At 43.8% G+C, this 25,004-nt stretch carries 10 protein-coding genes; 1 reads left to right on the top strand and 9 read right to left on the bottom strand.

The window, feature by feature from the left end; all coding sequences use genetic code 11:
• Window positions 1-25: 25 nt before the first annotated feature.
• The 5 genes from ACKWCA_RS22570 to ACKWCA_RS22590 all read right to left on the bottom strand — a co-directional run bounded on the left by ACKWCA_RS22570 (window position 26) and on the right by ACKWCA_RS22590 (window position 19,336).
• The gene (locus tag ACKWCA_RS22570; RefSeq protein ID WP_413980514.1) at window positions 26-2,740 is read right to left on the bottom strand and encodes a T9SS type B sorting domain-containing protein; all 2,715 of its coding nucleotides are present in this window, start codon (window positions 2,738-2,740) and stop codon (window positions 26-28) included.
• A 25-nt stretch (window positions 2,741-2,765) separates the two neighbouring features.
• Window positions 2,766-3,599, bottom strand: coding sequence for an ABC transporter permease (locus ACKWCA_RS22575; RefSeq protein WP_413980515.1), 834 nt, complete (start codon window positions 3,597-3,599; stop codon window positions 2,766-2,768).
• A 12-nt stretch (window positions 3,600-3,611) separates the two neighbouring features.
• On the bottom strand, window positions 3,612-4,514 hold the full coding sequence (locus tag ACKWCA_RS22580; protein WP_413980516.1) for an ABC transporter ATP-binding protein: 903 nt from the start codon (window positions 4,512-4,514) through the stop codon (window positions 3,612-3,614).
• 127 nt (window positions 4,515-4,641) lie between these two features.
• Entirely contained in the window at window positions 4,642-6,723 is a 2,082-nt protein-coding gene (locus tag ACKWCA_RS22585; protein WP_413980517.1) for a DUF11 domain-containing protein, read from the bottom strand.
• A gap of 256 nt (window positions 6,724-6,979) precedes the next feature.
• Complete coding sequence (locus ACKWCA_RS22590; RefSeq protein ID WP_413980518.1) at window positions 6,980-19,336, bottom strand: T9SS type B sorting domain-containing protein; 12,357 nt, start codon at window positions 19,334-19,336, stop codon at window positions 6,980-6,982.
• Between the two features lie 236 nt (window positions 19,337-19,572).
• Here ACKWCA_RS22590 and ACKWCA_RS22595 point away from each other — a divergent pair, with 236 nt between their 5' ends.
• Complete coding sequence (locus ACKWCA_RS22595; protein WP_413980519.1) at window positions 19,573-20,658, top strand: hypothetical protein; 1,086 nt, start codon at window positions 19,573-19,575, stop codon at window positions 20,656-20,658.
• Window positions 20,659-20,667: 9 nt separating this feature from the next.
• On the opposite strand, the gene ACKWCA_RS22600 is transcribed toward ACKWCA_RS22595, so the two are convergent.
• From ACKWCA_RS22600 to ACKWCA_RS22615, 4 genes are all read right to left on the bottom strand, one after another.
• Window positions 20,668-21,726, bottom strand: coding sequence for a nucleoid-associated protein (locus ACKWCA_RS22600; RefSeq protein ID WP_413980520.1), 1,059 nt, complete (start codon window positions 21,724-21,726; stop codon window positions 20,668-20,670).
• 117 nt (window positions 21,727-21,843) lie between these two features.
• Window positions 21,844-22,338 carry an IS1096 element passenger TnpR family protein gene (locus ACKWCA_RS22605; protein ID WP_413980521.1) on the bottom strand — a complete coding sequence of 165 codons (495 nt, stop codon included), beginning with the start codon at window positions 22,336-22,338 and terminating at the stop codon, window positions 21,844-21,846.
• Between the two features lie 26 nt (window positions 22,339-22,364).
• Entirely contained in the window at window positions 22,365-23,399 is a 1,035-nt protein-coding gene (locus ACKWCA_RS22610) for a COX15/CtaA family protein (RefSeq protein WP_413980522.1), read from the bottom strand.
• 119 nt (window positions 23,400-23,518) lie between these two features.
• Window positions 23,519-24,946 (bottom strand): CCA tRNA nucleotidyltransferase, encoded by a 1,428-nt coding sequence (locus ACKWCA_RS22615; RefSeq protein ID WP_413980523.1) that lies wholly within the window; start codon window positions 24,944-24,946, stop codon window positions 23,519-23,521.
• Window positions 24,947-25,004 lie beyond the last annotated feature (58 nt).

A 25,004-nucleotide genomic window follows, 5' to 3' on the forward strand; every position in this document is an offset into this window, starting at 1 on the left:
ATAGCAAAAAGTACTGAAGTCCGATTTATCTTTTCAGCGAAAAATGCCCTGTAAACTTTTTTCCGTCATCAAAATCCACCTTGAACCAATAATCCGAAGCCGGCAAACGTTTTCCCTGAAAGGTCCCATCCCATCCTGGCTCATTCGCCTCTAATCTCGCCATAAGCTTACCTAACCTATCAAAGATGGAGATTCGTGCTGTGATGTCATTTTGACTTACGCCGATGAGTTGCCATTCATCGTTGAGACCATCACCATTTGGTGTGAAAAACTTAGGAAAACCCATAACCGAGACTCTTTCTTCCGTAATACCACACCCATTTTTATCCCGGGCGAATACCGTATAAAACCCAGCATCTACACCCTCGAAACTACCGCTATCTTGATAGGTGATTCCATTCAAGGAATATTCATAATGACCCTCACCACTGGTAATTATTTCAATAGTGTTGTTAGAGGAATTATCTTCTATTTGTATTTCCTGAAAAACAGCCCTGCTCGAGGATATTACCACAAAATCATTAGTGGTAAGACACATAATTTGCTGCCCTTCACTTTTATGGAGCCTTCCTACTTCAAGACTATACGTACCTCCTTGGGATACCGATAGTTTATTCGTTTCACCGATTTTTTGCCATTGCTCGGTATCGTTTCTGTACCAAGCATACGAATCATAACCTGACGGGGCTTCGAGCTCTATGGGGGTACCGTCAGTACATACTTCTAGGGTTTCTACGAACTCAAAGATAGGTGATGGCATCACCCCTAAACTTAGTTTTTCAACTCCTAGGCATTGGTTGTCACCTTCAAGACGAAGGTAAATAGTGGTGTCATCACTAACAAAAGAGCGCTCTAGGGCGTTTTCTTCATGTTCCAGATCGGTCAAATTAGCATAAAAGGCCCACTCGAGACCCGGATATGCCTTTTGGGCGAAAGATTCAAGGTCGAAAATACCTTTCAAAAGGGTATCGTCATTATTCGTACTACAGGTCAGTAATGGACTTAATACACTTTCGTTTAAAGTGGTCGGATTTACTTGAAGCGTAATTTCTCCAGAGCCTTTACATCCTGCTTCGTTGACAGCGCTGTAAAAAATGGTCTGTTGGTAAGGAAAGATGTTCGTATAATTACCGGGATTCTTAATCTGGTTGTTTTCCGTTTGACTTTGCAGACTTTCGTAAAAAATGAAGGTGTCGTCTTCATTTTCTACGAGTTGGTTCAAATTGAAAACGGCATACCCATCGGCTGGCGAATCTTCGGAGCTAATTACACACTGGGTCAATACGAGATCGTCGATCTCGGGTAGCTCCGCTACTTCGATTAAAGCTTCCCCTATTATGGTGCACTCCATTGGGTCGTTTGGGTCGATTTTCAGTTGATACCGACCAGAATCGTGATTAGAGGCTCCTGAAATCTGGACATAATGTCCATTGGGATTTGAAAAGGGTACACCGTCTTTTTTCCAAGAATAGGTCGCATTTGCGATTGCCTCTGCCTCCAACCTTAAATCGTCACCCTCACAAATCGTGCGCACGCCTACCTTTTCACCGTTCCCGTCGGTCAACAGGTCTGTTTTGTTCAGAAACGATTGTACAAACGGGGGAAGGCCTTGCATAGCCATATTGGACCCTAGGGCAATGGCATCATGTTTGTACCTCGCAGCAAGCCCTTTTTCATTGGGTATGTTGATGACACCCAGAAATGAGGTTCCTTCACTGAAGCTTTTGGCGATGGTTCGGTATATTTTGCCATTTTCCCCAAGTTGTAAGGCTCCCCGAAATATGGAACGGTCATCTAAAACTACTTGGGAAGAAGAGATATTCGAGGATTGAAGGTCATATTGTAGAAGGGTTGAGAAATGTTTGGCGTCTTCCGTTGCATCTTTTGAAGTGTGCGCGTACAAAAAACGACCGTTCGGTGAAAACTCTACCCCATAGGCTGCTTTATTCGAACCGGAAATGGAAAGGCGGTGTTGGTTGGAAAGGATTCCTGTTTCTAAATCGAAGTCATAAAGAAAAAGCCCCCCGGCCATATTTGCACTGGCAATTCGGGTTCCGTCAGAAGTAATTTTCAGGTAGCCTCTTGGGTCGTTAATGAATAAATCCTCGAAGGTTGATCTAACGGAGGTTTTCGATACCCCGGTATTGGTGATTTCAAAGGCGTGATAGGTGTTTAAGGTGCCCTTGCTTCCCGTGGAAGTGGCAAGGGTCAGTAGCCAAATAGACTGCTCGACACAGCTTTTTGCAATGGCTGCCAGTTTTTCGGAACTATGTGCCAGTAGCGGAATGTTCTTCTCTACAACAGCTCCCTTTCCTCTATGAAGGGAGAGGTTCACAATAGAATAGTTTAGACCATAATCCGTATCTGACTTTGAAAGGCCAGTATCTGCAGTAAAAATATAGAACACATCGGAGTTACCGGGTTGAGGCACAATGATAGCAGATTGTGCACTTGATGAATCCCCATAAAGCCCTGTACCATTTTCCATGACTTGATGGTCTCGATTGTAGACTATTTTGCCATCGGTATAGAAAAGTAGATTACCAAAAGAATCGGATATAGTAGCGCATCCTTCCGCGGTATTCAATTGCCCGTCCGTGGTTACTTGTATCGAACCATTTTTGTTAAAGGAGATGCCGGCACCATTACCAAAATACCAATTAGAGGTTTCTCCCTGCCCAAAAATCAGGGTAGGGAAAGCTAAACACAATACAATGATAATTGTGGCTCTCTTGATCATAGCGTTCTCTGAACGCTACAAGATACTATAAATCTCTCTTTTTCAACAAACTATATGAAAAATTGATAAATAGAGCGGTCCAGCATAAGACAATCAAGATTTCATACCAATGTACAGCATAGTCAAAGTTGAGGTCCTCGCCGATTTGGTTGCCCAAGTTCTTGACGGCGGAAAGTCTAGTAAATGGTTCATCTACAAGATTCTGCATTGATTCCAAGGGGAAGAAATCCTTAATTTTTTGAGCAGTCTCCCAACTTGTTAATTTCCATCCGATCAAGCCGAACATGAGTTGTTCCAAAATAAGCCATAGAATCAGAAAACCCAGTGCGAAAGCGGATCTTTTGACCAAAATACCCAAGAATAGACAAAAAGAAAAGAAACCCAATAGTTTGACGAAATAGGCTAGTATAAACTCAAGATCCGAAAATATGATACTCAGTTCGTCAAAGGATGAATAGGCCAGGCCGAGCGCTATGGAAATCACGAAAAGGAATAGGGTAGATATTGCTGAGAAGGCCAGAACAGTTAGAAATTTGGAATAAACGAATTCCCATTTGCTCAGTCCGTCGATCAGATTCTGTTTTATCGTCTTGTTACTATATTCATTCGCCATCATCGAAACGATGACTACCGCCAAGAACAACTTGAAAAAAGCTGCGATAAATGCGTTGAAATGCCATATATATGGAAAGTCGAAGATGCCCAGTTCGGCCAAATGGAATTTAATCGGGCCGATGTCGAACTTTATGGCCGCAATCAGGGAAATAAAGGTCAAAAGTACAAAGTAAGAAATTATCAAAACCCTGCTAGCCCTATTGTTCCACAGTTTTATGAATTCTATTTGAAGGAGTCGTATCATGGAATGGTGCTATTAATTGGATTGGTTTTTGGTCAACGTCAAGAATTGTTCTTCTAGACTTTCTTTTCTTTTCACTAGATGTGATAATACAATTCCTTTTTCGAAGAGCGCTTTGTTAAACTCCTCGGCTTTTAGGTCTTCTTTGAGAAAGGCCGTAACGAGTCCGTTTTCCTCCTTGATTTCACCAAAATATGAACTGTCGTTCAGATAGGTTTTCAATGCCTCTTGCTGTGCGGTTTTCAATTCAAAGAATCCGTGGGTGGCCAGCATGTCGTCTACTCTGCCGGAATACAGTTTTTCACCCTTTCTCAGAATAACCACATGACTGCACACTTTTTCAACCTCGTCCAAAAGGTGTGAAGCCAAAAGAATCGTAGTGCCTTGATGGGCTATTTTTTTTATGATTTCGCGAATTTGATGTATTCCCTGAGGATCTAGGCCATTTGTAGGTTCGTCAAGAATCAATATTTCAGGATCATTCAATAGGGCTGAGGCAATAGCCAAACGTTGTTTCATACCTAAGGAATAGGTCTTGAATTTGCTGTCCTTTCTTTCCAATAGGCCGACCAATTCCAATTTTTCCTCGATCTTATCGGTCGAAACTTCTTTGATCTTACAGACCAATTTTAGATTTTGAACCGCGGTCATGTAAGGATAAAAATTAGGTCGCTCAATAATGGCACCTACCTTTTTTAATGCTTCATGTGTTGAGGTGTTTCCATCGAACCATGAGAATTCACCTTGAGTTCGGTTCACAACATTCAATACGATACCGAGCGTGGTCGACTTTCCGCTGCCATTGGGCCCCAGAATTCCATAAACGTTGCCTTTTTCTATGGTAAAGGATAGGTCTTTGACGGCGGTCAAATACCCAAATTTTTTAGTCAGGTTGCTGACGGTCAGGATTTTTTCCAAAGTAGAAGGTTTTGATGATTGATGAAAATACGAAATAGGCATGACTTGCCCATTTCATATACTTGACGAGCAAAAGAGAATTTTGTTACAGCTATGGTGAAAAATAACGTGACCTCCAATTTAGATTCTAATGGGGCCGCACCCGAATCGTAATTCTTCTATTTGTGATAATGGTATTGGGGCGCACAAAATTAACCTGCACATTGGCGGAAGGAGTATCGGTAGTAGTATTGCTATCGGTCTGGTCTTGAGTATTGGAGGCGGTATTGGTATGTGTTTGTGAGGTGGTGATGTACGTATTTGTCAGTAAGGCCTTTGCAGTAATGGTCATGGTCTCAATTTGTCCGGCGTTCATTGTCCCGATATCCCAATTAGGATAGGTGAAAGAGCCTGAGGACACCGTTGCGGATATAAAATTGAGTCCCGACGGCAAATTATCCGTAATATTCAGATTGGTCACCGGATTCAGTCCCAAACTCTCCACGGAAATGGTAAAGGTTACGATATCTCCGTGATTTACGACTGGTTGGTCTACCGTCTTGTCAAGAACAATATCGGGATTACAATAATACACGGGAAGGATATTGGAGTCGTAACTACAGGGTCCACGGGTAACGCGAACATAATAATTACCGGCCGAAGTAGCAATATAGGAAGAGGAGGTAGCTCCCGCTATGGGGTTCACACCTTCAAACCATTGATAAGCATCGTAAGTCTCTCCGTCGGCAATCTCTAGGGAAGCGCCGGGCAAACAGGTATTTCCGGTTATGGCGAGATCGACATCAGGAATAGTATCGAAACCTGAATAGTACCCGGCCAGTCCGCGCGCACCATTAAAACCGAAAAAGCCGACGGCGATCGGCCCCGAAGATTGTACGCTGACATTACCGGTCAGACTCGGTAGATAGAACGTTTTCCAATCCGATGTGCCGGCTACTGCAGTAGAGGCTGGCAAAGTAAGCGTACCACTTCCATCGGTGACCACAATATTGCTGTCCGGGGTGGAAGTTGCCGCGATTATGGTGACACCGCCCGTAATGGTAATGCCCGCGGCATCCCTAATATCTGGAATATTGTCCATGGAGTCGGGTAGCAGACAGTTCACAGGGGCAACAAAATTGAGGCCTTGGGTGTACACTTGACTCGAGCCTGCCATACACTGATAGGCATACACATTTTGAGAAGTTTGAACGAACATATTGGCTCCAACCGAGTTGGAAGAGTAATTGCTACTTGGAATCTCAAAGTACTCCCCATTGTTAATGGTGGTTATTGGGGTCGCAGACCCGTTCACAAAGATGTCCGTGCCATCGGCTATACCAATGATCAACGGGAATTCGGTAGCACCATTGGTACCCCCGTTACCTCTTACGAATACATATTCCCGGCCTAGGTTGCCTTCCGGAACAGGTTGGTCGATACCGGCATCTCGATTCGTGGCCCCGGCTTGGCGACCAAAATTCAGAGAACCGTTACTGATGACAATATCCCGGTCGGCAACAATAGAGGCTCCTATCCATCCATCCTCGTGTGCCTGGGTAGGTGCATTGCCAATATAGGTTTCAAAAACGAAAGACTCATTTGCCTGTAACACTATTTGGTAGGTGTCGGCCGTTATTCCTGCTCGATTACTTCCGACCCTGAATTCACAATTGGGGTCGTACCCAAAAATGTCGATTGTGGTATTGTTTTCGGTTGCCATGATTCCCAAAGTATTTGACTTGGATACGTGGCTGCCCAGATTCGGGACTCCGCCCCATTTAAATTCCCTACCGATAGCCGCCCTTCCTTTTGAGGTCAAGGAAGCCGCTTGTGAACCTGAACTTCCGCGGTAATTGACATAGAAGTTGTTTCCTCCAGGGGCTTCAAAACGAAGCCCGCCGTTGGTGAGTACCACTCCGGTATTGGTTTCGTTCACGAGGGTAATGTTATTGTCTCCATTACCCAATACATACTCTTGTGGGCTTACATTTGACAAAGTGAAGGTTGCGATGGGGGTCGCGCTGGTTCCGCGATATGCATTTACGGTAAAAGCCGTGGTCTCAGGAGTGGAAAGGTAAATAGATTGCTGTTGTATGGCCTGATTATTTCTTCCTTGTCTTAGAGGAGGGAGATAATGCAGATCACTAAGTTGACTGAACCCATAAAAACCACAAAGAAGCCATAAGATGGCAAAAACAGTATTTCTTTGGGGACGAAAGAAAAGCATACTTGGTCAATTGATGTATAGGTTCGGGACTTTGATACAAATTAAGAGCATTAAAGGGAGGTCTGGAATGTTTTGTTGTATACTGTTAATTTTTTGTGGTAAAAACCTTCTTTTTCGAACATTGACCGGGATGGAGGTGTGCTTTTTCTTCTAACGAGCGCGATATACGTCAACACCTTTAATGAACTGCCCCCAAAACAGCTTTGCTATTTTGGGGGCAGTTGGGTTTTGAGTGCTTATTTAAGGTTTAAAGCGATTATCGATATAGGGTAAAGTTACCGACAAATTCCCGTTCATCCTCCTCGCCGTTCAACCTGATGATATACCAGTAATCACCTGTGGGAAGCTCGGCTTCAGCGTACAAGCCGTTCCAGCCTTCTTCGGTATCTAGAATTCGATAGACCTCACGTCCATAGCGATCATAGATTTTAATGAAGATATCAGGGAATTGCTGGATGTTTCGAGGTATCCAGAAATCGTTGAGACCATCCCCGTCAGGTGTAAAGAAATTAGGGATTTCGATATCTATGAATTCCATATAAATCGATGCGGTTGATTCACAGCCATTTTCGTCGACTACCCTCACGTTGTACGTGTCGGTACGTCGAATATAGAAGGTATCGTCATCTCCGTTATTCTGACCATCGAAATAATAGGTGTAACCTGGCTTACCGCCTTCGGCAGTTGCCGTGATTTCATTAAGATCCAGTTGCTCCAAGCTCAATGTGAGTGGTTGAAACCCTTCTACTTCAAAATCAATTGTATTGGTACAGCCGTTGGAATGAACGATGTAAATGAAATGATCACCCGGTGATAGATTTTCAAAAACAGGCTCTAACTCCAGGTCACCAGGATTATTTGAATCGAGGGCATATAAGACATCAGCAGCAATAGAGTCATCTTCTAAGCTAAGTTCGACGTGATTGTTCGGAACGTCACCCGAACATTCATAAACAACTTCTGCGTTTGCGTTCAAATTCGCTCCTGATTCTACTCTTATAAGATCTTCCGTCATACAACCGTTGGCATCCCTAACGAATACGAAGTGATCACCACCAGGTAGGTTTTCAAGGGTCAAACGGCCCTCCACAAAATCGGCATCGTTATTGGAACCGATCGCTGTGCTATAGGGTGCAGTGCCTCCATTGATACTGACCGTTATCGTACCATTTTCTTCTCCGGCACATACCTCAGGGGTAGCGGTCAGCGACATGGTCAATACTTCAGGTTCTTCGATAGAAAATTCAACCAATGCAATACAGCCATTGCTGTCTTGCACGATGACGGTATAATCGCCCACGCCCAAATCTTCGAAATAGTTATCGTCTACAAACTTCAAAAGATTTGGTGAAATGGCAAATTGATATGGTGCCGTTCCGAACTGAACATCAAGTTCAATACGACCATTTTCATCACCAAAACAGCTGATGTCGGTAATATTCGGAACCACTTCTAGTGCATCTGGTTCCGTGATAACGATAGGGGTTGAGGTTACCTCGCAATCGCCACTTTGTACGTGTACATAGTAAGTGCCAGCGGCTAAATCGAGGAAAGTACCTGTATTCTGGAAAGGCTCGGCTTGATTTGTCGCCGCCGCATCATAGAACAGCCCATATTGATAATTACCAAGACCACCGTCCGCGATCCAATCGATTATTGCCGTTGCTTCGCCATTACAATTAATAGTCGGGATAATTGCAGCGTTTACCGGAGCTACCATTAGCGCTTCAATCGGTGCAATATTGATTTCGTTTGAGATTACGGAAATACAATTAAAGTTATCGCGTACATAGTATTGGTAGCTGTCCGCCGTTATATTTTGGAATAGATGGGTATTTGGGCCGTTGGTTTCGTTCATTGCATTGAACGAAATGCCGTCTTCACTCCACATATATGGCGCGGTTCCTCCACTAGCGGTCAACTCGAGCTCGGCATTAAGATCACAACTCAAGGTTCGGGTCGTGATCAATAGTGCCGAAACTTCTGTTGGATTGACAATTTCCAAGGCCGTGGCATCCTCATAGGTACAGCCCATATCATCTTCTACAGAGATTGTGTAAAACCCTGCTCCTTGATTCGTGAAAATAGAGCTTGATTGTGAAGCGGTCTGCTGCAACAATACACTCTTCGCACTATCACTATATGTATTCAAAATGAATCGATAGTTCGGGGTTACATTACGGGCATTCAAAGTTAATTCCACGGTTGCGTCCCTATCACCTTCGCATTGAAGGGTCGTTACGGCCAGTAGACCTGAAATCGGATCGGGAAGCAATATTTCAAATGCGTTCGGGAATGTTCGAATACAACCCAGGGCATCGGTCACCTCAATTGTGAATTGGCCTGAGGTCAACCCTTGAAACTGATGTGAATTTACCTGCGCGACCATTGGATGTATGGTGCCGTTAGATGTATTCGTGAGTATAATATCATAAGGGGCAGCCCCACCGATCGGAGTTATTATCGCCGTTCCCTGATCATCAGTACAGCCTGCATGCTCAAGACTCACTGGATCTAGGCCAATCGGATCTATTGGGGTTGAAATAGTAAACGCTCGGGTTTGACTACAATTTGGCAAACCGTCCTGAATTACTTCCACCAGATAACTACCTGCCGGAATATTGATGCTAGCGGTCTGACCTAAGGGAACATTATTCTGATTATATTCCAAGGTATCGTCCAAGGTGTCTATTGGGGTACCTTGGGTATCGTAAATGTTCAACGTGAAGTTACCGCCATAAGTGGCATCCGTAAGGTTAAAACGGACACTTCCGTCATCACCCTGGCAAATTACATTTGAAAGTACCTCAACATCCACGTTGAATGTGTTCGGATCGGTTACGACATGCGTTACCGTGATTTCACAGCCCGTGGCAATGTTTCGTACACCAAAAGTGTAGGTTCCTGGTGTTAGATTATTGAAGGTGTTGTCCCCCGGGGTTTCATACACCGTTGCGGGTAGTTGTCGGAATTCATAGTTCGTCGGGTCGGTACCAAAGTTGGTCAGGCTACTGCTGACATCGATGCTGATATCCTCACCAGAAGAAATACAGGTAAGCGGATCAACTACAGTTACGGTTGCGGTGTTCAACTGGTCAAATGCCGGAACGTTCACCGTTATCGCATGCATACAACCGCGATCATCAAATACTCTAACGATAACATCACCTCCTGCAAAATCCGTGAAGGTGTAGTCGGGTGAAGTACCATTTTGAATGGCACCACTAGTTACCTCTTCAAATTGAAAGTTGGTATAGGTAGTGCTTCCTCCTACAATACTACCTGTATTGATGGAAACTGTTGCATTGTTCGTCGTATTATCCGTTGTACAGCCAAATGATGTCACAGAGGGGATGTCAAAGGCGATGACATTAGGTTCATTTACGGCAATGTTGTTGATTATGAGCGTACAGCCATTGGGTCCCTCTCCGGTTACTGTATAGGTTCCAGCGGGTAGGTTTTCAAATGTATCCGAGGCCGCATTGAAGCTGCCGAGGTTCGGTGCCAGTGTATAGGTCAACGGATTGTTTCCATTGTTGATCTGGGTAAGGGCAATCGCTCCATTGGTAAACCCATTACAAGTGACATGGGTGACATCCTCACTAAAATCGGGGATTGTCGCCGCAGGTACCTCAATGGTAAAGTCACGTGGACATTCCGGATTACTGGTAATATCGAAAATGGTAACCACATAGGTATCGGCCAAGGTAATATTCTCGGTTGTCGGATTACCCGTCAACGTTTGCCTTGCTACCACAGTACCTAATGAGGAGTCTACTATTTGGTACTCATAGCTTCCCGAGCCTGCCGTTACCTCTAAGGTAATCTGAGCTTCCTGCCCTGCGCCGCATCCGAGACTTCGTGTTAAAGCTGCTGAAGCTTGCATGCTAGGTGATACATCGAAGGCCTGTGAGACTGTACATCCCGCACTGTTTTTTACCACGGCGGTGTAAGAACCTGGGATAACATTGTTGAATACGCCTGCATTGTCGACAAAGGTTGTGCCTCCATCTATGGAGTAAAGCAAGGTTGGGAAAGCGGGACTGGTTCCATCAATAGTTACCGTTGTTGCTATACCGCAATTGTCCACATTGACGCTGTTAATTACAGGGTTTTCGGCCAAACTCATCGTCTCGAAGCCAAGAGCGGCCGAACAGCCAAATTGGTCCGTGATCTCGACATAGTAATCTCCCGCCGGTGAATTCGCCGGAATTTCAATCGGGTTATCCGTGGTGCCCGTAATTGTTGCAAAAGGTGCTGGTCCGGTCACGGTATAGGTAAATGTTCCGCCACCACCTTGTATATTTTCAATGGCGATAAGACCTGGCGCTTCACAACTGATTTGTTGCAAGGCATTCAAGTTTGCCGATATGGCATCTAATTCCTCTAAAATAAGGTTTTCACTACCACTGATACATTGTGATATGCCACCAGCATCTACCTGAGTGACCACAATATAGTATTCATCCGCAGGGAGGTTGGTAACGGTAATCGTACCTGTATATGGAATGATGCCACTGGTTTGAATAGGATTGTCATCGATATCATAAAGTGTCCAATCCATTTGAGGTTCGATCGAGCCATCCGTATCCGTTAGTGTATACGTGATTTCCCCATCGTTCGCAGCATTGCACGATGGTTCGTAGGTGGCTGCGATTTCCATAGGATTGGTGGTAATATCGTTCACATTGACATTACTTTGCCTCACACAGGCCGGTGGACCTGAAGAATCCCTTACATAGAACACATAGGTTCGCCCGGGTACTAGGTTCAGCCATTCATACATTCCGTCACCAGCGGCGACCGGATTGCCTAAAATATCAACATTACTACCCGGTACCCAGGTAGCCGTACCTGGATCAAAATTAGCGGGGTCTTCGGAATAGGCATACTCATAAGGTGCAGAACCTTCCGAACCTTGAACTTTGACCCTAAGCTCATTACAGTTCACTACAATAGTGGTAAGGCTAATATCCAAATCATCCAAGGGGTATGGAATAATGAAAGGTGGTAAATCAGTTTGACATATGGTATTGTTAAATCCATCTACGGTTCGCATAGAAGGGTTAACCGTATCTCCTGATAAATAACCGGTTAGTTGATCGCTTGTCCCAGGAGTACTATTGTCTCCAATCCAAGTCGCTCCTCCATCCGCGCTGAATTGAATGGTACCCAAAGTTGTTGGGTATGCACTAAACCCGAATCCAAAATCATTGACATCACCGGTACAGTTTGCTGGAGTAATACCGGTTACTGTTGCTATTAACTCGTCAGGTTCTGCCACCGCAATTCCTGACACGGTGGTTGCACAACCGTTGGTATCCGTGACGGTCACGTCATAGGATCCAGGAGTCAAATTAAAGTAAGTTCTGGAAGTCGCAACAACTCCACTCTGTGTCTGATTTGAAGTTCCATGGTCAATATCGACCAACTGGTAGGTATATGGCCCTTCACCTGCGGTGATGTTCACTACAATGCTTCCCGTATCACCAAAACAGATGGCATCAGTAGGTGTCGCCGTGTAAGCGAGGGTAGCCGCGGTCTGTACCGTAACGGTTTCCGTGTATTCACATCGTGGGTTTACTCCTCCATTATCCCGTACATAAACGTCATAGTCACCGGCGTTACCACTCGCTACTGTAAAGCTATTCGGTGTGGCGAAATGCGTGTCTAAAACTGCGGTGCCCGTTGGTAAAAAGGCGTAAACAAAGTTCCCGTCACCACCGGTAGCATTGATGGTAATACTTCCATCCGCACATGCCGTGATGTCTACGGGAAGTACTTGTGCCGATACATTTGGTGCAATGGATATGGTCTCTGTCGCAGAACACCCATAACTATCCGAAACTTCAACTTCGTAGTCGCCATTCGATAGGCCATTGAAAGTGTGCGTTGTTGATGGAGTAGGGGTGATAAACGCCCCGTATGTACCTCCAACTATTCGTATTCTAAAAGCATAGTTGTTGTTTCCTGTATTAACGGATGCCGTTATGCTAGCGTTGTTCAAACCATCGTAGCATGCTGTTGCCGTGAGGTCAAAATCTACCGTCGCCGGGGGAGCTATCGTTACCGGAGTGCTCGAAAGAACGGCACATGTATTTTGATCCTGTACCCGTACGAGGTAAGAACCAGCAGGAATATTCGGGAAATTAACGTCATTTTGATACCCCGCGATGATGGCTCCACCTGTATCTTCCAACTGATATTGATACCCAGGTGTTCCGCCTGTTGCTGAGGCTTGTAATGTGCCGCCCGTATTCAAACAGGTAAAATCGGCTATTTGTGTCAGTGTTGGTACAATTGCCGTTGGAGCTGTTAAGGTAGCCGTGAAATCGGTAGTACAACTGGTAGTCAAGGGAAGCTTGGCTATTTGAACCGTATAGTTGCCCGCGGCAAGATTGGCCGTTGTGGTCACTTCTGTTTGTGTGGAAGTTGTCCAATTGATACCGTCAGTGGAATATTGATACCCGTCGGCAGGATTAAAATTCAAGACCTCAAAACGAATAGCGCCATCCGTACTGGTGGTACAGCTTGGATTGGTGACTCCTAATAAATTAGCGCTGAACTCCTGGTCATCTTCAACGATTACCGTGATATCGGTCGTCTGACTACACACCTCAGGTATTTGCGAAGCCTGGATGTCATCTAAAATCAGATCATTGCCGTCATTACTGTTGACATTGGACCTAAGGACAATATCGATATCAGTATTTGCTCCTGGGTCGAAGGTTATCGTACGTTGGTGCCAATCATTGTCGTTGGTATTTTTTGGTATTTCGGAAGTTACCTCACTATGTATCAACGTTCCTGAACTGTCCAAAATCTCAACAAGAACCTCAGGATTATTTCCCGCTCCTGTAACATTCATCAGGTTGTACCCCCAGAAGTCCAGAGTGATTTCCCGATTCGGAAGTACTTCAATATTCTGTTTTGTCCATAAAACGGTGTTCAATCGTTCTACACCCGTATCGGAGAAGGTACTGATATCGATTGCCAAGAATCTTCCATCGGCCAAACCGGTATGATCTTGAGGACTCGTCAACACCGAAATCGGATTGGTCACAAAATTGGTAACCGTATATTCACCATTCACCAGAATACCTGCTGGACCTCGGTTGCAGCTTACCGTTGAACCGTCTTGTGGCTCATAACAATAGTCAGCTCCTACTTCCGCGATTTGCGTTGAGGGACCTGAGCCAAAGGTCTCCGAAAAGAGGGTGCTTTGACTAGGAGCCAAGGTGCTTGAAATAGCAATACTTACCGTATGTGTACCTGAAGCAACTGTATTGAAATTAGCATTGTCGGCCGGTGTATTTGCCGTTCCGTTCAAGGTATATTCATAGGTAAAATCCGTCGTGTTCGATGGACTAATGGTAATGTCTCCAAATCCATCACAATCATAGACAACATCACTCGTAAAACTTGGACTGGTAATTTCGTTAGGTACGGTTAAGTTCATGTCATAGGTACAGCCTAGGGCATCCCTGACCGTCATCACATGACTGCCCGAGGGTAAGTTCGATTGGTCAACTGAACTAAAGCTGCCACCATTGAAGCTATACTCGTACGGACCTTGCCCTCCGCTGGTATTTAATATTTTTACCAGGGCTCCGGCAGGATTACAAGAAGCATCCTCGATAATTGCTGCCGCTGCTAGTAATCGAAATGGCTGCGTGACCTCGTATTCATGAGTCTCGATACAACCAGTGCCCGTTGTACCACTCGAATCCATTACGGTAACGGTATAAAGTCCTGCGGCCAAGTTTACAAATTCATTAGTCGTCTGATAGTTGGTGCCACCGTCAAGACTATAGCGATAGGGTGGTGTGCCTCCAGATACCGAAACCGTCATAGTTGCCGTCGCGGTATCGGCACATCTAATTCCGGAATCAGAGGCCGAAATGACCAGTGTACCTAAATTATCGACGCGAACTGAATTCGAAAAGCCATAACAACCATTCCCATCCCTTACGATGAATACGTAATCGCCTTCGCTATCAGGATTGCCAGTATCTCCGAATAGAAATGTTGTTTCGGTTTGATAGTCACCATCAGGTACCGATACTTCATCAGCATACCGCGGTGTTCCATCCTTACTCCATATGGCCATTTCATATTCCGGGTTAGGTTGGCCACCAGTCGGAGTGACATTGACAACACCAGGAGTACATGTAATGTTTTCCGAGGTGACAGCATTAAGCCTTAGCTCATCGATTTCCGATACGGTAACCGGTTTACTATCGGTACAACCATCTTGAGTAGTGGTAATTACCAAATAGTCTCCGGCACTTACATTCAAAAAGGTGTGTGTATTGTCATTGACCGCAAGCAATTCGCTCACGAATGTACCTTGACCTCCATTACTGCCGTCATCTAAACGGAGTTCATAACTATAATTGGGTCGTGCGTTAAGGGCCTGAACCGAAATTGAACCTAGATCATTACAATATTCGGGATCTGAGGCCACTTGAGTGTCAAATAGTAATTCTTCGATGCCAATATCCTCGGTTTCAAAAATACAGGTACCGACAATTGGTGTGCTGTCGGCAGGATTCAATGCCGTAATCTGCACGCGATAGGTACCACTATTCGCTATATTGAAAAGAGGACCATTATTCGCGGAAAACGGTACAGCGATACTGTTATTATCGGCATTGATCAATTGAAAACCGTAGTTGGCGCCGATTCCGTCGATTCTAATCGTACCATTAGTGGTACACAAAATATCGGAAGACGATGTGGTAAAATTCAGTTCATTTTGAAATACATTGAAGTAAAAACGACTGAAACATCCGTTTTGGTAGGTAATCGACAGGCGATATCTTCCCGAGGTGTTGACTGTATAATCACTGCCTGTGGCAACTTGGTTCCAGGTACAACTGAGGTTTCGATTCAAACAATTATCCGGTTCTACCGTACAACTAGTTTCGTCCAATACTTCCCAAAATAGACCTTGTGCATCGGGAATGTTCATTTGCAAGAGGGCGCTGTCTCCTGCTCCGCATAGGAAAATCTCAGGAAACTGGGTCGTACCATCACTACAATCCACCAAGATCTCCCCCTGAATGTCATTATCAGTATTTACATCACTGTTTACCTGATTGAAGTAATCGACTATCGGATTGGTCTGGGTGGTACCGAATCGTTCTACATTGATTCGCTCCACTAAATCAGGACAACTTCCATTAGATGATTTTTCAACGATATATACCCCTACTGCCGTTACCAATATGGTGCTCGGGTCGTTATCCGGATCAGCGGTGATAGGTGTATCGGAAGCATCTACCTGTCCATTATTATTTATGTCCAAGACCCAATCATAGGTCGTAAAACCTTGACCAGCTGTGAGCAATACGTCATCACCGCAAAGTTGTACGGTGCGCGATTCACTACAATTGGTGAGGTCATTTAATATGGAGTTACTTGCTACTTCCGGAGTACGTGGACATGCTGTAATAGAGTTCGAACCATTCTCATCACTAAACGTATTCGTGTTCGTCGCTCCTTGATAGGTAGAGTAAGCGAAATTATCGAGTTGTGATGAACAGGCGTTGATAAAGCTTGAGCAGTTAGCGGCGATGGTAACTTCAATTCGGATACTATATTCCGGATCTCCAACTTCCACAAGATTATTGGGAACGGAAAAGGTGATGATTCCATTCGGTACATCATGGTTAACCGCCGTACTTGGAGCGTTGGAAACGTCGATATTGTCAACGGTTATATTATTAGGAAGTATATTTCTAATGGTATAGTTGACCGCATCATCATCTCCAGTATTTTGAAAACTAAGTATATACTGGAACGATTGCCCTAAACTTAATTCTTGTCCATTGATGTTGACTCCGGCTAAATCGGCCGAAATATTGCCCAAAAGTATTTCCGGAGCTAACACTCGAGTGTAAGATGCTGCATTCACCGTTCCATCATTGGCATCAACAACAGGCACGCCGGTACCATATTCGCCGCCATCACCACCGTCTGCATCCTCGTCTTTATAAAACTCATTGGCATCACTACAACCATCACCGTCACTGTCCAAATCAAGTTGGTCAGGTAGACCATCCGAATCGGTATCACAACCGGCCGTTAATAATACCCCCTGCATATTAGTCGGTCCAACTACGTCTTGACCAACAGTAATCGTGTTCGACCCAGCAGCGTTCCAAGTAAATGCGTTTGCGGGAGTGGTTAGGGCCATGGGTTCTAAAGGCCCATTTGAGCTTCTTGAGCCGAAGAGGTAGAATTGTCCTGTTTGGTCTACTACTACGCGGATAAGTGGACTTCCATGAGATCCTGTCAAGGTATAGACTTGTGGATTACCTCCTTCACCATACCCCGTGCCATCTAAGAATCGAGCGAAGTTTCCCGGCGAATTCTGAAATTGAATTTCGCCTGCCAAATCTGTGCCATTGATTTGCAGATTAAAGGAATTGTCGATGCTGAAAACATCAAGAATCAAATAGTTTTCAACGCTAATCAAATTGGTATTATGGGTATTTCCGTCGCTGATATTGAAAGATAACCCGCTACATTCATCTTCATCATAGACGCCATCGTTGTCATCGTCCAAGTCGGTCGTATCGTTTATACCGTCATTATCAAAATCATTGTGCACGACTATTCGTGCAGACGGATTGTCTTGTGTAGTGTTCGAATCTACCTGATCTTGTGAATTTGTAACGGTATTGATTAGACTCAAAAGTGGTAAGGTATCTATTTCATCACCTCTGACCTCTAATTCCAATTCGGCAACTTCACCCCCATTTAAGGTTCCTATATTCCATGTATTTCCACTCCAACTACCCGTTATTGTAAACGCATTGACTAATGTGAGCCCTGCAGGGATATTGTCCGTTATTTGGAGGTTGGTCAATGGTCCGACGCCCCAATTTTGTACCCGAATAGTGAATGTTGCCGTTTCGCCTTCCATGATTTCGGTCTTGTCAACCGTCTTTTCAAGGACCACATCAGGATTACAATAAAGCCCCAAAATAGGATTACTGTCATAGGTACATGGACCTTTGGTACCTCTCAAGAAAAACTCACCTGCTCCACTAGGGGAGTAACTGGCACTATTAGCGCCAGGAATGGCTACCCCATTTTCATACCATTGAAAAGCGTCGAAGTTGCTATCTGTGGCCTCATACAGTTCGGAACCCACGAAACAGCCGGTGCCTCCCCGGATTTCAAGATTCACTTCAGGCAGGGTGTCAAAGCCGGAAAAATAACCAGCAACGCCCCTCGCACCATTATATCCAAAGAATCCAATGGCCATTGGTCCGGTGGATTGAACACTTACATTGCCATTAAGATTAGGTATAAAGAAGGTCTTCCAGTCTGAAGAACCCGCTACGGGTGTGGGCGCGGGCAAAGCCACGGCACCATTACCATCGGTTACTTGTATGTTTGCATCGGGGGTGTTCACAGCTGCAATAATCGTAAGTCCTCCAGTAACTGCTGTACCTGCCATGTTTCTAATGTCGGGTATATTATCCATGACATCGGGAAGTAAACAGTTTACGGGAGCTACAAAATTGAGACCCTGGGTGTATGGCGTACTGGCCCCTGCCATACACTGATACGCATAGACATCTTTTGAAGTCTGAATGAACATGTTTGCCCCAGCTGCATTCGAAGAATACAAATTACTGGGCACTTGAAAATAGTCCCCATTGTTTATGGTCGCTATCGGAGTAGCTGAACCATTGACGAAAATCTGTGTGTTATCTGCAGTTGCGATCAACAGTGGAAACTCAGTCCAACCGTTGGTATTACCATTACCACGAACAAAAACATATTCCTTTCCCAATTTGTTTTCAGGTACGGGCTGATCAATTCCGGCATCACGGTTGGTCGCTCCGACCTGTCTTCCAAAGTTCATAGATCCGTTACTGATTACAATGTCCTTATCTGAAACTATCGAAGCCCCGATCCAACCATCTTCATGCGCTTGTGTAGGAGTATTGCCAATATAGGTTTCATAAACAAAGGACTCATTGGCATTGAGCGTGATTTGATGGGTATTGGCCGTAATACCGGCCCTATCGTTGCCTACCCTGAACTCACAACCAGGGTCGTAGCCGAATAAGTTAATGGTCGTATTATCTTCGGTAGCCATGATACCAAGCGTATTCGATTTGGAAGGATGTGATCCTAAATTCGGTACTCCACCCCATTTAAAACTAGTTCCAAGAGCTTGGCGCCCCTTAGAGGTCAGCGAGGCCGATTGAGCGTTGCTACTACCCCGATAGTTGACATAAAACCGATTACCACTGGGCGATTCAAACCGAAGACCACTGTTGTTAAGGACCACCCCGGTATTGGCATTATTTACCAAGATGATATTGTTATCACCATTTGATATGGTATATGTGGCCGGGTTTAGATTTGAAATGTTGAAGGTTGCAACTGGTGTTGCATTTGTACCTCGATATACATTTACTAAGAAAGTGGTTGGCTCAGGGGTCGATAAGTAGACCGCCTGCTGACGGATTCCCGCATTATTTTGGCCTTGTTTTAAAGGTGGTAAATAATGTAGGTCGCTCAATTGTGCCTTCGCAGAAATGGCAAATCCGATTACCAAGCATAAAAACAGTACTTTTTTGATCATTATAGGTTACTTTGGTTTGGGAAGGACATAACTAGCCCAACTTCAAAAAAAAGACAACCTGTTCAAGTGCGCAATAATATGTTGTAAAACTAGCGAACCTTGTTGGTAACTTCAGGTATTGCGTAACTTTACCGATAATATTGGGTTTTTGTAGAATTTCGAAAGTTCTTCAAATTGAAAGAATAAGACTACAAAATACTATTTTGTCGAAGACTGGGACCCAAAAATGAAGCACTATGCCTGACGAAAAACTGATGTCGAAGAAAAAACCGGCTTACCCGGTTGGCAGTCGATTGGATACCTATTTGGATCACTATAGCCGAAAAATAGAGATTCCCATCTTTTATGAGGATTTGTTACGCTTTGCGGGTTCTGTAGTGGTGTACGACGCCAATGACGAGGATACCCTTTGGGTGAGGGTATATTATTCCGATGTGGAACGAAAGGAAATCGATCTGAGTCTGAAGAAAGTGTATTCCATTCTTCATTCGGATGGAAGCGACATGATTATCGAGTATTTGAATATAGATGCCGTAGATTATTGCACTTTCGGTAATTCAAAACCTTTTCGTATTAAGGTCAGAAACATACTCAATGATAATTTTACATATTTCTATGTCAAGAAGACCGATGCCTCTAGGGTATACGGGTTGGAACTGGAACACATGCTTTCACCGTATAATCTGAACTTTTTAGTCTATAAAGACACCCTAATTGAAGAGCATATCGCCGGTATTCCGGGAGACGTCTTTATTAAGGAAATGCTGCCCAAATGCACTGAATCGGAAAAGGCACAGCTAGCCAAGGAGTTTGTTAAGTTCAATGAGCGTTGTATGATTCGGCTCCTCGGCGATATGCGATCTTACAATTACGTTATCGTTCCGACTCACGATTTCGATCATGTAGTGTACAAGATAAGAGCCATTGATTTCGACCAACAGTGCTTTGAAGGCAAATTAAAGGTGTATCGTCCCCAATTTTTCAAAGAGAATTACCTTATGGTGGAATTGGTACGATCAAAATTACAGAAGACCTCCGTTGACCAATACAAAGTGGAGGAACGGTCTATTGTAGCGAAACGTATCATCAGTTCCGAAGACAGAATCGAAGAGTTGGTCGACATCTGTAGGGAAGATACCATTTCAATTGAGGAAAACATCAATTCATTACGAAATCAGATCTATGAGCTGACCTTGGATAAAAAATTCAAGAAGTGCAAGACTATGGGAGAGGTCTTGACACTTGGTCTTGATTTTGTCAAGCGGAATTATGAAAATGTCAGTATGAAACAGATTATTGAGCAAAAAATAAAAATACCTTGAAGAAAGCCATTAGCTTTTTTGCTCTTTATTGAAATAGACCAAATAATAATACATTTGTCGCTCTTCGTCCCAGCCCTTTTCAACGAACTTCTCCGCCGATTCGGGATTGATAAAGTCCATTTTGATTTGGATGTTCGTATCGAGGTTGATGACGTTTTTAATCTTCTTTCTGGCATCCGACACGGCCTTGTTGGCAATGTCGAAATTTGAAACATCCTCAATACTATATTTCGGTCCTTTCTCCACCTTGTAGTGCTTGAACTCAGGAATAAGCTCTGGGTTTTCCATGACATCGGTTAGGAAATTACTCTCCTCAAAGGCATCGTTTTTAGCGAAATGATTCACCGCCCTGTTCATAAACAAAACCTCTTGCTGCTTATCTTCCGCAGGTAAAACCACATCCTTGGCAAAATTTTGACAGAACTTAAGATAGTTTTTGGTATAAAAATTCTCGTCGGCCAAGGCATCTACTCCCAAAAAATTTTCCAACCAATATTTGGCATCATAGCGGTTGCTGTCTACCGATAGTACCTTGTAGCCTTCCTCTTTATTGGTATTGAAAATGAGGCATCCTTTATCCAATTTATTTACATTAATGCCTTGCTGTATAATGATGTCAAGATTACTGCCCTTTTCGGCAAACTGCAGAAAATCATGCTTTAATTCACTTTTGAAAATACCGACCGCGTCCACTTTGGTATTGTCGAGAACAAGACCGGTCAAATAAGTCACGTAGACCTCTCCGCTCTTGATATGTGGATGATTCGATTGTTCAAAAAGATGGGTCGCTACTTTTTTAGAGTTCAGATGGGCAGAAGAGGGGTCTGAAAAAATGTCCGAGACTATCGTATACAGTTCATTGAATTCAACATCTACCTCGTTCGAGAGCTTAAAATAATTCTCTTCTTTTTCGCGAAAGGGTTTAAAAAAGTATTCCTTTAGAATACCCGAAGTCTCATCATTTAAACGAGCGGGTTCTTCCGATAAAAAGGCACCTTCTCCCTTGTTCTTATTTCCGATTCGGTGTATAGAGATACTTTCGATTTGTGTAGAATACAGGTTGATCATTCAGTTTGAATTTTTGGGTCGCTCCCTTCGGAGCCTAATTTTTTTTTGGATAATTTTGATAACGCTTAACCTTGATACTTAGCAACAAATGCCGATGGTAGATTTATTTTTTGAATTCTAGTTCCAGTTTTCATCAAAATCAAGGTCGTCATAATTCTCAAGGGTGTCATCAAAATCAAAAGTTGGGTCTGCTTTAAAATTTTTCTCCGGAGGCGTTTCGGGCAATTCGCCGAAACTGAATAAAACATTAGGGTAGGCTGCGCCTGGTTCATTCTCCACAATATCGGCCAACTCGACGAAGAACGTCCACATGTTCAAAAAATCATAGACGTAAATAAGCTTCGGATTTTTAGCATTCATCACATCTTCCAAAAACGTCTCGTTCATCAATCGTACATCAGAACCGGTATCACTCATATCGAACAATGCTATTTCCTCATCTTGGTTCCAATCTTCATCGCATGTATAAAAAGAGGCCATTTCGTTTCCAAGAAACCCAAAAGACTGGGCAATGGCATTATGGAATTCTTCCATTGAATTGCCGGCATCAATCTCGATATCCCTAAAGATATCTTCCTGAGCATCTAAAATGATGCGGATTTTATAAATCATTAGTGTTTTTTTGCGGGACGGTAAAGTTACAAAGTTTTGTGACTTCTTTTCGATTTAAGTGCTTCCAAAACCAAATAGAACTGAACACCGAATAGAAGCGAGGCCAAAACAAGATGAAAGGGCTGAGTGGTAAATGGAAAACTCCAATAGTACATCGCCATACCTGTAATTATCTCGAAAAAAATCAGCAATAACACCCAATTGATTTTTGAGTACCCGGAGCCTAGTTTATAGATGCGGTAGGCAATGAAGAGGTTCAGTGCCGTCACCAGTATGGAAAAAGAGCGATGGATATAGAACTGTAAGGTCGGTTCTATTAACCAAAGGTCTTTGGCCGCTTCGCCGACCACATCAATTCGAGCATCCACAAATTCCCTGACCTGTGTACCCAAAATAACTTGAAGAAAGGTAATTGTCAATGCCGTTATGAACAGCATCAATGTCATTCTATCGTATTTGAATGGCTTAGACTTGGTTGTGCTTAGGGCTATCAGATACAACAACATGGCCACGATAAGTAAGGCCATGACCATATGGATGGTAATTTTAAAAGGATTCAGAACCGAATAAACTACCGTTGCACCGAGCCATGCCTGAAACCCCATAGCGAAAACGATTACCCATGAAAGCAAGGTGATTTTCTTGTTTTTCTTCCAATACCATAGCGATAGGATCGCCAAGACAAGCGTTGCAAGTCCGGCTAAGGCTCCAAAAAGTCGATTGATGAACTCGATCCAAGTATGCCACGGGTTGAAGATAGCATATTCGTGTTTGGTATAAGGCTCCCAATAGGATGAATCGTAAGTTGCGCGTGTCGTAAAATTCTGGGTCGCAACCCAAAGCTGTTCGTTTCTAATGATGACCTGCCCTTTTTTATAAGTGCTATCTGGGTGCCATTCCAGTTGTGATTCTTCAGTAGGTGGAATATAATAGCCAAAACATTTCGGCCAATCAGGACAGCCCATACCACTACCGGTCATCCGAACTATAGCTCCGGCCACAATCACCAGATATACTAAAATCAGCGAGATTTTTGCTGTTTTAAGAAAGCGATTGCTCATGTTTTTCTCATTGGATTTCGATACAAAATTACTACACTTTGAGAAGATTCAGGGTCTAGAATCCCAAAGATTTCAATAGGCCCAAAGGTGGACTCTTGCCCTTTGATAACCTCGTATACTTAAGATCGTATCTTTAAGCCCAATTCCTTTCCTTTTTGAATCATGAGCTTCTTGGCGGCCTTGTATTCATTCGGTATTTCACCCTCTAAAATAGCTTCTTTTATGGTGTCTTTGATAATCCCGATTTCCTTGGATGGTTTGAGGTCAAAGGTTTTCATGATTTCCTCTCCGGTAACGGGCGGTTGAAAGTTTCTTATGTGGTCGCGGTCTTCTACCTCCTTAATCTTTTGCCGGACCATTTTAAAGTTATTCTTGTACTTACGTTGTTTCTTAGGGTTTTTGGTAGTGATATCAGCTTCACATAAGGTCATCAGATCGTCCACATAGTCACCGGCATCAAAAACCAACCGCCGAACGGCCGAATCGGTCGCATAATCTTCAGCAAGAACAATAGGTCTCGAACTCATCAAGACCATTTTCTGTACAAATTTCATTTTATCGTTCAATGGCATCTTGAGCCTTTTGAACAGCTTGTACACCATTTTGGAACCGACAAATTCATGCCCATGAAACGTCCATCCGATTTTTTTGTGGAATTTCTTGGTAGGTGCTTTTCCGATGTCATGCAGTAGCGCTGCCCAGCGTAGCCAAAGGTCGTCAGTAGTCTCACATATGTTATCCACAACTTCCAGGGTATGCCAAAAATTATCTTTATGACGTTGTCCTTCTATTTCCTCAATTCCTTGCAAAGCAACTAATTCGGGGAGTATAAAAGGTAAGAGCTCCGTTTTATGAAGTAACGAAAAGCCAACGGAGGGTTTGGTACTGGCCATAATCTTATGAAGCTCTTCGACAATCCGTTCCTTTGAAATGATTTGAATACGCTCTTTGTTTCGCGAAATGGCATCAAGCGATTTAGGATCTATCCTGAAACCCAACTGAGTGGCGAATCGAATGGCGCGCATCATACGTAGGGGGTCATCCGAATAAGTGATATCCGGTTCGAGTGGGGTACGAATAAGTTCCCGTTTTAAATCGATTACACCCTCAAAAGGATCGAGAAGGTCACCGTAATTCGCTTCATTCAGCGATAAGGCCAAGGCATTGATGGTGAAATCCCTTCTTTTTTGGTCATCCTCCAAGGTGCCGTCTTCCACAACGGGTTTTCTACTATCGCGATGATAGCTCTCTTTTCGCGCTCCTACAAATTCGAGTTCAATATGGTCGGATTTTATCATGGCGGTACCAAAGTTCTTAAAGCTGGATACCTTGGGTTTCCCCGGAAGTTTTGAAGCAACTTTTTTCGCAAGTGCAATACCACTTCCGACAACGACAATATCAATGTCTTTTGGCCGTCCGCCCTTCAAAAGGTAATCTCGTACAAAGCCCCCGATAACATAACACTCCACTTTCAATTCCTTGGCCGCTTCGGTCACTTTTTTAAACAAAGGATCGGTGAGTGCTTGTTTGTGATTCTGTTTTGTCATTTTACGATATGGAATACATTTGGAATAGTGGCCTGGTCAATTATGGCGTTCTAAATCT

Origin of the sequence: Maribacter corallii (genome assembly GCF_047345415.1) — a bacterium.
Taxonomy (GTDB): Bacteria; Bacteroidota; Bacteroidia; order Flavobacteriales; family Flavobacteriaceae; genus Maribacter_C.